Here is a 9,886-nt window from a genome sequence, read left to right as displayed (position 1 = left end):
GATGGGTGAATTTTTCCGCGATAACGGCATGCACGCCGTCATCGTCTATGACGATCTGTCGAAGCAAGCCGTCGCCTATCGCCAGATGTCGCTGCTGCTGCGCCGCCCGCCGGGCCGCGAAGCCTATCCGGGCGACGTGTTCTACCTGCACAGCCGCCTGCTGGAGCGGGCCGCGAAGATGAACGACGATTTCGGCGCCGGTTCGCTGACCGCGCTGCCGGTGATCGAAACGCAGGCCGGCGACGTCTCCGCCTACATCCCGACCAATGTGATCTCGATCACGGACGGGCAGATCTTCCTGGAGACGGAACTGTTCTTCAAGGGCATCCGCCCCGCCGTGAACGTCGGCCTCAGCGTTTCCCGCGTCGGGTCCGCCGCGCAGATCAAGGCGATGAAGCAGGTGGCCGGCAAGATCAAGCTGGACCTGGCGCAGTACCGCGAAATGGCGGCCTTCGCGCAGTTCGCCTCCGACCTCGATGCCACGACGCAGGCCCTGCTGGCCCGCGGTGCGCGGTTGACGGAACTGCTGAAGCAGCCGCAGTACAAGCCGGTTCCGGTCGAGGAGCAGGTGGTCGCGATCTTCGCAGGCACCCGCGGCTATCTCGACAAGGTCGCCCTGAACAAGGTCGGCGAGTTCGAGCGGCAGTTGCTGTCCGGGCTGAAGGCGCAGTCGCCGGAGGTCCTGACCTCGATCCGCACCGATCGCGAGATCAAGAAGGAGACCGAGGCCAAGCTGATCGCCTTCCTCGACAGCTTCGCCAAGTCCTTCGGCTGAGATAGAGCGTCATGGCCAGCCTCAAGGCACTTCGCGCGCGCATCACCTCGGTGAAGAGCACGCGCAAGATCACGCAGGCGATGAAGATGGTCGCGGCCGCGAAGCTGCGCCGCGCGCAGACGCAGGCCGAGGCCGCGCGCCCCTATGCCGAGCGCATGGAGCGTATGCTGGCCTCGCTCGGCGCCTCCGTCGCCGGCAGCCCGGATGCGCCGAAGCTGCTGGTCGGCAGCGGGGCGGACCAGGTGCATCTGCTGGTGGTGGTCACCGGCGATCGCGGCCTGGCCGGCGCCTTCAACACCAATGTCGGTCGCTTCGCCCGCACCCGGATCCGGGAGTTGGAGGCGGCGGGCAAGACGGTGAAGGTGCTGGCGGTGGGCCGCAAGGGCGCCGCCTACCTCAAGCGCGAATTCGCCAGCCGGATCACCGGCGAGATCTCGCTGGCCGGCAAGAAGCGCGTTGATTTCACGGATGCGCAGGAGATTTCCGGGCGCATCGTCGCCATGCTGGAAGCCGGCGAATTCGATGTCTGCACGCTGGTCTACAACCGCTTCCGCAGCGTCATCAGCCAGGTGCCGACGGCGCAGCAGATGATCCCGACCCTGCTGCCCGAGGAGAAGGGCGCGGAAGCGCCGGCCGCCGGGGCGCAGGCGCTGTATGAATATGAGCCGAGCGAGGAGGAAATCCTCGCCGCGCTGCTGCCGCAGAACCTGGCGATCCAGGTCTATCGCGCGCTTCTGGAGAATTCCGCCGGCTTCTTCGGCAGCCAGATGAACGCGATGGACAACGCCACGCGCAATGCCGGCGAGATGATCAACAAGCTCACGCTGAACTACAACCGCACGCGACAGGCCAACATCACCCGGGAGCTGATCGAGATCATCTCCGGTGCTGAAGCTGTCTGAGCAGGGATCCGCACGATGAAGAACAATGTCGGCAAGGTTACGCAGGTGCTGGGCGCCGTCGTGGACGTGCAGTTCCCGTCCGAGCTGCCTGCCATCCTGAACGCGCTGACCCTGAAGATCGAGGACCGCACCCTGGTTCTCGAAGTGGCGCAGCACCTGGGTGAGCGCACCGTCCGCACCATCGCCATGGACACCACGGACGGCCTGGTTCGTGGCACCGAGGTGGTGGACACCGGCGCCGGCATCTCCGTGCCCGTGGGCAATGAGACACTGGGTCGCATCCTGAACGTGATCGGCGAGCCGATCGACGAGCGCGGCCCGGTCAACGCCACCAAGTCCTACACCATCCACCGCGCGGCGCCGTCCTTCGAGGACCAGGCAACCTCGGCGGAAATCCTGGTGACGGGCATCAAGGTGATCGATCTGCTGGCGCCCTACATCAAGGGCGGCAAGATCGGCCTGTTCGGCGGCGCCGGCGTCGGCAAGACCGTCACCATCCAGGAACTGATCAACAACATCGCCAAGGGCCATGGCGGCGTGTCCGTCTTCGCCGGTGTCGGTGAGCGGACCCGCGAGGGCAACGACCTGTACCACGAGATGGTCGATGCCGGCGTCATCAAGCTCGGCGAGAATGGCTCCACCGAAGGCTCCAAGGTGGCGCTGGTCTATGGCCAGATGAACGAGCCGCCGGGCGCGCGCGCGCGCGTCGCACTCTCCGGCCTCTCGATGGCGGAATACTTCCGCGACGAGCAGGGCCAGGACGTGCTGTTCTTCATCGACAACATCTTCCGCTTCACCCAGGCGGGTGCCGAAGTCTCCGCGCTGCTGGGCCGCATCCCCTCCGCCGTGGGCTATCAGCCGACGCTGGCGACGGACATGGGCGCGCTGCAGGAACGCATCACCTCGACGAAGAAGGGCTCCATCACCTCGGTGCAGGCCATCTACGTGCCGGCGGACGACCTGACCGACCCGGCGCCTGCGACCTCCTTCGCCCACCTCGACGCCACCACCACGCTGAACCGCTCCATCGCCGAGCTCGGCATCTTCCCGGCGGTTGACCCGCTGGACAGCACCAGCCGCGCGATGGACCCGCGCGTGGTGGGTGAGGAGCATTACCGCGTGGCGCGCGAAGTGCAGCGCATCCTGCAGACCTACAAGTCGCTGCAGGACATCATCGCGATCCTGGGCATGGATGAACTGTCCGAGGAGGACAAGCTCATCGTCGCCCGCGCCCGCAAGCTGCAGCGCTTCCTGTCGCAGCCCTTCCATGTCGCGGAAGTCTTCACCGGCACTCCGGGCGTGTTCGTCAAGCTCGAGGATACGGTGCGTTCCTTCGCCGCAATCTGCGCCGGCGAATACGACCACCTGCCGGAAGCCGCCTTCTACATGGTCGGCACGATCGAAGACGCTGTCAAAAAGGGCGAGACCTTGAAGGCTGCCGCGTAGCAGCGTCTTCGAGCTTTTCGGCCCTCAGGCGCCGGGCGCGGCCTGCGGCCGCTTGGCTCGCCGCATAGGCGGCGGGCCGCATTCGCGGCCTCGGCCCGCCAAGTCGGGCCGCAGGACGTGCTAGGACGAGTAGGGATCTGATCATGGCCACCTTCCAGCTCGAACTCGTTTCCCCGGAAAAGCTCCTGCTCAGCCGCGCGGTGGAGATGGCCGTGCTGCCCGCCGCCGAGGGCGAGATGGGCGTGCTGCCGGGCCATGCGCCGATGATCATCACGCTCCGCAGCGGCGTCATCGCGGTGACGGAGAACGGCCAGGTGACGGAACGCCTGTTCGTCGCCGGCGGCTTCGCCGAAGTCACGCCGGGCCGCTGCACCGTGCTGGCCGATGAGGCCACCCCGCTTGCCCAGCTGTCCAAGGCGGCCGCCGAAACGCGAGTGCGGGAGGCGGAGGCCGCCTATACCGCCGCAGCGATGGATACGCCGGAAAAGCGGGAGGCCATCATGACGCGCCTGCTGACCGCGCGTGCCATGGTGCTTGCGGCCGAGGCCGCCTGACCGCTTGAATCCGGCGCCCCGCCGCAGAACATTAACGCTGCCCGCTGCGGCCGCGATGGTCGCGGCCGGCACGTGCGTATTGGCCGGGCGGGGTGAAGTATGAAGCACTGGCATATCGAGCAGGTGAGGTGGGACGCTTTCGACCCGGCCCGGCTCGACCCCGAGATCATACCGCTGGTTAAGGCCGCCGCCATGGTCGAGCGGAATGGCGATGATTATGCGCTGTACCTGCAATCCGTCTTCCACGACGATCCGGACTTCCACAAGGCCGCCGGCCATTGGGCGGTTGAGGAAGTCCAGCACGGCGACGCGCTGGGCAAATGGGCCATGCTGGCCGACCCCAGCTGGGATTTCGAACAGGCCTTCGCGCGCTACCGCGCGGGCTACAAGATCGACGTCAAGGCCGATGCCTCCATCCGCGGGTCCCGCACCGGGGAACTGATCGCGCGCTGCATGGTGGAGACCGGCACCAGCAGCTACTACACCGCGCTCGCCGAGGCGACGGAGGAGCCGGTGCTGAAGGAGGTCTGCCGCCTGATCGCGGCGGATGAATACCGGCACTTCAAGCTGTTCTACGACCACATGAAGCGGTACCTGGCGCGGGAGAAGCTGTCCTTCCCGAAGCGCCTGCGCGTCGCCGCCGGCCGCATCGGCGAAAGCGAGGATGACGAACTCGCCTTCGCCTTCCACTGTGGCAACGAGGATATCGGCACCCCCTACGACCATGATCGTTGCATTGCCGGCTACATGGGCCGCGCGATGCACTATTATCGCTTCCGGCATATCGAACGGGGCATGGGCATGGTCTTCAAATCGGTGGGTCTGAACCCGCGCGGCCGGCTTTCGGCCCTCGCCGCCCGGGGCGCCTGGCGCCTGTTGACCTGGCGCCGCAACCGCTACGCGGCGCTGCTCGCCCGCAAGCCGCTGGCACCGGCGGCCAGCCAGCCCGTGGCGGCCTGAGCTTGCCGGTGTCCCGCCGGGCGCTCGGCCCGCTGCTGCTGGCGCCGCTTGCCGCGCAAGCCCAGAGCTTCACCCCGGCCAGCGCGCCGAACCAGCCCCTGGCGCAGATCGCCCAGAGCCGCGGCTTCACCTATGGCTGCGCCGTCACGGCCAGGCTGCTCGCGGATGAACCGGAATTCGCCGCGCTGGTGGCGCAGGAAGCCGGGCTGCTGGTGCCGGAATACGAGGCGAAATTCGACACGCTGCAACCCGAGCCGGGCCGCTTCGACACGGCCCCGCTGGATGCGCTGCTGCGCTGGGCGGAGCATTTCCGCAAGCCGGTGCGGGGCCACGCCCTCGTCTGGCACAACGCCCTGCCGGACTGGGTGGCGCCCGCCCTGGCCGAAAGCCGCGCCCGCGCCCAGGCGGTGATGGAGGCGCATTTCGACCATGTGCTGGCCCATACCAGCACCCGCATCCGCGATTGGGATGTGGTGAATGAACCGATCGCCAACCCGCCCGGCAGCGACGTGCCGGAGCCCGCGGGCAATTCCGGCGATCTGCGGGACAGCCCCTGGCTGCGCGGCCTGGGCCCGGATTACGTGGCCATCGCCCTGCGCGCCGCGCGCCAGCGGGACGCGACCTTGCGCCTGACCTTGAACGATTACGGCGTGGAGGCGGACAGCCCCCCGGCCGAGGAAAAGCGCCGCCGCCTGCTGCGCCTGCTGCGGTCCCTGCGGGATCGCAACGTGCCGCTCGATGCCGTCGGCATCCAGGGCCATCTGCAGATGCGGGAAGCCTTCAGCCCCGCCATCTTCCGCACCTTCGTGCAGAACATCCGCGCGCTTGGCCTGCAGGTGCTGATCACCGAGCTGGATGTGCGGGAGGTGCGGCCGCCGGTCGGCGATTTCGTCGCCCGCGATGCGGCGGTGGCGCTGCGCGTGCATGAATTCGCCAGCGCGGCCTTCGAGGGTGGCGCCCGTACCCTGCTGACCTGGGGCATCAGCGACCGCTGGTCCTGGCTGCACCGCGAACAGACGGTGGCGCTCGACCCCGGCGATGTGCATCGCGGCCTGCCCTATGACTGGGAGCTGAACCGCAAGCAGATGTGGCGCGCCCTGGCGCGCGCCTTCCTGGGCCAGGGCGTGGGCTGAACACTACCCGCCGAAGCGGGCGAATTCGCGGACCAGATCCTCATAGATCGCCCGCTTGAAACTGACCGCGAGGCCCGGCAGCTCCGCCAGCCTGGCCCAGCGCCAGGCATCGAATTCCGGGTGCGGGTCGGCATCCAGCCGGATATCGGCATCCACGCCGGTGAAGCGCAGCGCGAACCATTTCTGCCGCTGGCCGCGGTATTTCCGGGCAATCCGCATGGCCTGCAATTCGGGTGGGAAGTCGTAGCTCAGCCATTCCGGGTGCTCGGCCAGGATCTCGGCGCGGTCGGTGCCGATTTCCTCGGCCAGTTCGCGCAGCACGGCGCGGCGCAGATCCTCGCCGTCATCGATGCCGCCCTGCGGCAACTGCCAGCCACCGGCGGCGCCTTCGGCATTGGGCATGTCGGCGCGACGGGCCACCAGCACCTGGCCGGCGGGGTTGAACAGCAGGGCGCCGACATTGGCGCGATAGGGAAGCAGGGTCATGCGCGCCTTGTAACGGCTCAGCGCGTCGCCTGGGAACCCTGCGGCAAGGCCGCCTGTTCCCCGGGCCGGCGCAGCAGCACCGTCACCGGCACCAGCACCGCGCCGCGTTCCTCCAGCCCCGCCGACCAGGCGAGGATGGCGGCCGTGAAGAAGGGGGTGGGGTTGCCGAGCAGGCCGAGGGCGCCGCCGTTGCGCTTGGCCAGCGCTTCCAGCTCCACCAGCCGGCGCTCCACCTCGCTGCGTGTCTCCGAGGGGTCGTCCAGCACCAGGTCCACGGTGCGGCCGAAGGCGCGGGCCGGTGTGGGGGCGCCGGGGCGCGGGTCCACATACAGCAGGCCGCGCGTGGTCAGCGCCGCCTGGATGGTGCCCAGCAGATCGGTATTCGCGGCAAAGCGTTCCCCGCGCAGCCGCCCGAGCGCGCCGATGGCGCCAACCTGGCCCTGGATACGGGACAGCGCCCAGTCCAGCCGCTCCAGATTCTCCTCGGCCGAAAGGCTGGTGAGCAGGGCTCGGTCACCCGGATCGGCATCCTGGCCGAAGCCCGAGGGTTCCAGCGGCAGGGCCACCAGCACCTCCATTCCGCGCGCCCGCGCCCGGTCCAGCAGCGGCTCGGGGCGCAGCGCATAGGGGCTGAAGGCGAGGGTCACGGCGCCGGGCAGGCGGGCGATGGCTTCCTCGGAATGCTGCGCGAACAGGCCGACATTGCCGATCACGAGGCCGATTCGCGGGCGCCGGTCCGCCTCCCGGTCGAAGGGGCGGGCATAGGTGCGGATCGAGGTGCGGCCGTCAGGCCCCAGCTTCGGCACCATGCCGTGGCGGGACCGTTCCAGCATCTGCGGGTCGGGCGGCGGAATCGCAGGCTCCGCGGCCGCGAGGCGCGCCGCGGCGGGGACGGCGCCGGGTGGCGGTGTGGCGGGCGCGGTGGCGAGCGGTGGCGGGGGCGGCGCGGCGGGCGCCGCCTCGGCTGCCGGCAGCATGGCCTGCACGGCCGCGACTGCGATCGTCGGCTCCGTGCCAGTGGCCGGGGCTGGGGCCGGGGCCGGGTCGGCGGCTGCAACCGGCTCCGGCACGGGCGTCACCGCTGCCGGTGGCTGCAAGGGCAGGCTGACGGGCGTGGCCGCCACGGTTTGCGTCACCGGCAGGGACTGCGCTGCGGGGTTTGCCTCGGCCTGGCGGGCTGGCTCAGGCTCGCGCACCGCCGGCGCTGGTTCGACCCCGGCCAGTTCCGCTTCGGCCGGCGGGCCGAGCCAGTGGAGTGTGGCCGCACCGGCGCCGAGGCTCAGCACCAGCGCCACCCAGAACAGGCCCAGCCGGCGCCGGGAGAGGGCGCGGCTCACCGACTTTGCGGCGCGGCCCGCTGCGCCGCGACCTCATCCGCGCAGTCGCGGCGCCGGCAGGGTGTCACCGGCTGGTCACCGCTGGGCGCGCCGCTGTGCGGGCGGGGCCGCCGCGACGGCCCGCAGCAACTGCAGGGCCTGCTGCAGCTGGTGGTCGGTTTCAGGCTTGGTGGGATCGAAGGCCGTCGCCCCTTCCGCGGGTTCCCGCACCACGCGCTCCAGCACGCCGGCGGGCAGGCTCAACGGGGGCAGCGCCGGCGGCGGCGCGGCCTCGGTGTTGCCGTTGCGGAGCGACCGGCGCAGATCGGATTCCCGGTCCCGTTCGCGCGCGGTGACGGCCGGGTCGGCGCGGGAGGCCAGAACCTCGATATCCGGCTCGATGCCGGTTGCCTGGATGGAACGGCCGGAGGGTGTGTAGTAGCGCGCCGTGGTCAGCCGCATCGCGCCGTTGCCCGGAATGGGCATGACGGTCTGCACGCTGCCCTTGCCGAAGGACTTCACCCCCATCACCACCGCGCGGCGATGGTCCTGCAACGCGCCGGCGACGATCTCCGATGCGCTGGCGGAGCCGGAATTGATCAGCACGACAATGGGCAGCCCCTGGGCGATATCGCCCGGCCGCGCATTCCAGCGCTGCGCATCCTCCGGCCGGCGGGCGCGGGTGGAGACGATCTCACCCTGGTCGAGGAAATCGTCGGTCACCTGCACCGCCTGGTCCAGCAGGCCGCCAGGATTGTTGCGCAGGTCCAGGATCAGGCCGCGCAGGTTGCTGCCGGCCTGGTTCCGCATGGTGGTCATGGCCTGGCGCAGCGCGCCTTCCGTCCGCTCATTGAAGGATGACAGGCGGATATAGGCGATGTCGTTGCCTTCCAGCCGGAAGCGCGCGACCTGCGGCCGGATCACGTCCCGGGTCAGGGAGATTTCCAGCGGCGCGGCCTCACCCTCGCGGCGGATGGTCAGGCGGATGGTGCTGCCGCGTTCGCCGCGCATCTGCTCCACCGCATCCTGCAACGACAGGCCCTGGGTGGATTGGCCGTTGAGGTGGGTGATGAGGTCGCCCGGCTTGATGCCGGCGCGGAAGGCCGGCGTCTCGTCGATCGGGCTGATCACCTTCACGAAGCCGTTTTCCTGCGTCACCTCGATGCCGAGGCCGCCGAACTCGCCGCGGGTCTGCACCTGCATGTCCCGGAAGCTGCGCGGGTTCATGTAGGAGGAATGCGGGTCGAGGCCCTGGAGCATGCCGTTGATGGCATTCTCGATCACGTCGCGGTCGGTGACCGGCTCGACATATTCGGCGCGGACGCGCTCGAACACGTCGCCGAACAGGTTCAGCAGACGGTAGGTCTCCGCCCGGCCCCCCTCCTGCGCCCAGGCCTGGATGCCGGGCACCGCCACCATGGGGCCGACCACCACGCCGGCCAGGAAGGCGGCGCTCACGGCGCCCACCATCCCCAGCCGCCGGCGTCTTGTCGCCGGCGCGCGCGTTGCCACCGGCCCTGTCCCAGACCCGTTCACCGGCCCCCGGCTCGGCATCCTGCCGTCCCGGTTAGCATCCTTGCGCCCAGACACGTCGCTCATGCGACCACCCGATCCTTGGGTCGCGGCTCCGCTTGCCGCCGACCTGACCAAACATACCCTCGGGAGATGACCCGAAGGTTAGCCCCGCGCCGCAAACCACGGTCGCGGGTCCACCGGCTGCCCGTTGCGGCGCAACTCCACATAAAGGGAGCCGCCGGAAGCGCCAGTGCCGCCGAGGATGCCGATCGGCTCCCCCGCCAGAAGCCTCTGCCCAGCCGAAGCGTCGAGCCGCTCCAGCCCTGCCAGCACGAAATGGTATCCCCCTCCGCAATCCACAATCAACAACAGCCCGAAGGAGCGGAACGGCGCAGCATACACGGCCCGGCCATTGCAGGGCGAGACCACCCGCGCGCCACCCGCCGCCGTATAGGTCAGCCCGCGATGCGGCCCGCCCGGCGCGGGCTGGCCCCAGGCGGTGGCGATGCGCCCGGCCACCGGCAGGGCGCGGCCGCCGGAGGGCACCGGCACCGCGGCCTGGCGCTGGGGGGTGGCGCGGGGCGCGGCGCTGGCGGCCTGGTCTGCCACCCTTTGGTCCGCCGCCCTTTGGTCCGCCAACCTCTGCTCCCGCTCCGCCTCCGCCGCCTGGCGCGCCTGTTCGGCCTGGCGCGCCGCGGCGGTGGCGCGCGCCTCGGCCTCCCGCCGCTGGCGGTCGCGTTGCAGCCGCGCCAGCACATCGGCCAGGTCGCTGGCCCGGGCGGCGGCGGCGGCGGCCTGG

9 protein-coding genes and 1 pseudogene are annotated in these 9,886 nt (G+C 70.0%); 6 read left to right on the top strand and 4 right to left on the bottom strand.

Annotation, left to right across the window (positions count from 1 at the left end; genetic code table 11):
- From Q8S40_RS21915 to Q8S40_RS21890, 6 genes and pseudogenes are all read left to right on the top strand, one after another.
- Positions 1-775, top strand: a pseudogene (locus Q8S40_RS21915) (F0F1 ATP synthase subunit alpha); the annotation flags it as partial.
- 11 nt (positions 776-786) lie between these two features.
- The gene (locus Q8S40_RS21910) at positions 787-1,677 is read left to right on the top strand and encodes a F0F1 ATP synthase subunit gamma (RefSeq protein ID WP_305672103.1); all 891 of its coding nucleotides are present in this window, start codon (positions 787-789) and stop codon (positions 1,675-1,677) included.
- Between the two features lie 15 nt (positions 1,678-1,692).
- Positions 1,693-3,123 (top strand): F0F1 ATP synthase subunit beta, encoded by a 1,431-nt coding sequence (gene atpD, locus Q8S40_RS21905; RefSeq protein WP_305672102.1) that lies wholly within the window; start codon positions 1,693-1,695, stop codon positions 3,121-3,123.
- Between the two features lie 143 nt (positions 3,124-3,266).
- Entirely contained in the window at positions 3,267-3,677 is a 411-nt protein-coding gene (gene atpC, locus Q8S40_RS21900; protein WP_305672101.1) for an ATP synthase F1 subunit epsilon, read from the top strand.
- A 99-nt stretch (positions 3,678-3,776) separates the two neighbouring features.
- A complete protein-coding gene (locus Q8S40_RS21895) occupies positions 3,777-4,637 on the top strand; it encodes a ferritin-like domain-containing protein (RefSeq protein ID WP_304812034.1) in 861 nt (286 codons plus the stop codon).
- Between the two features lie 8 nt (positions 4,638-4,645).
- Positions 4,646-5,770 (top strand): endo-1,4-beta-xylanase, encoded by a 1,125-nt coding sequence (locus Q8S40_RS21890; protein ID WP_305672100.1) that lies wholly within the window; start codon positions 4,646-4,648, stop codon positions 5,768-5,770.
- Between the two features lie 3 nt (positions 5,771-5,773).
- Here the strand turns inward: Q8S40_RS21890 and Q8S40_RS21885 are convergent, their stop codons facing one another.
- From Q8S40_RS21885 to Q8S40_RS21870, 4 genes are all read right to left on the bottom strand, one after another.
- Positions 5,774-6,256, bottom strand: coding sequence for an RNA pyrophosphohydrolase (locus Q8S40_RS21885; RefSeq protein ID WP_304812038.1), 483 nt, complete (start codon positions 6,254-6,256; stop codon positions 5,774-5,776).
- A gap of 17 nt (positions 6,257-6,273) precedes the next feature.
- Positions 6,274-7,593, bottom strand: coding sequence for a divergent polysaccharide deacetylase family protein (locus Q8S40_RS21880; protein ID WP_305672099.1), 1,320 nt, complete (start codon positions 7,591-7,593; stop codon positions 6,274-6,276).
- Between the two features lie 75 nt (positions 7,594-7,668).
- On the bottom strand, positions 7,669-9,042 hold the full coding sequence (locus tag Q8S40_RS21875; RefSeq protein ID WP_371136873.1) for a S41 family peptidase: 1,374 nt from the start codon (positions 9,040-9,042) through the stop codon (positions 7,669-7,671).
- Between the two features lie 207 nt (positions 9,043-9,249).
- A partial coding sequence (locus Q8S40_RS21870) for a murein hydrolase activator EnvC (RefSeq protein ID WP_305672097.1) occupies positions 9,250-9,886 on the bottom strand: 637 nt, incomplete at its 5' end.

The organism is Falsiroseomonas sp. (assembly GCF_030695085.1).
GTDB lineage: Bacteria > Pseudomonadota > Alphaproteobacteria > Acetobacterales > Acetobacteraceae > Falsiroseomonas.
The sequence above is the reverse complement of the archived record's forward strand: the minus strand, read 5'-3'. Positions and strand labels throughout refer to the sequence as shown.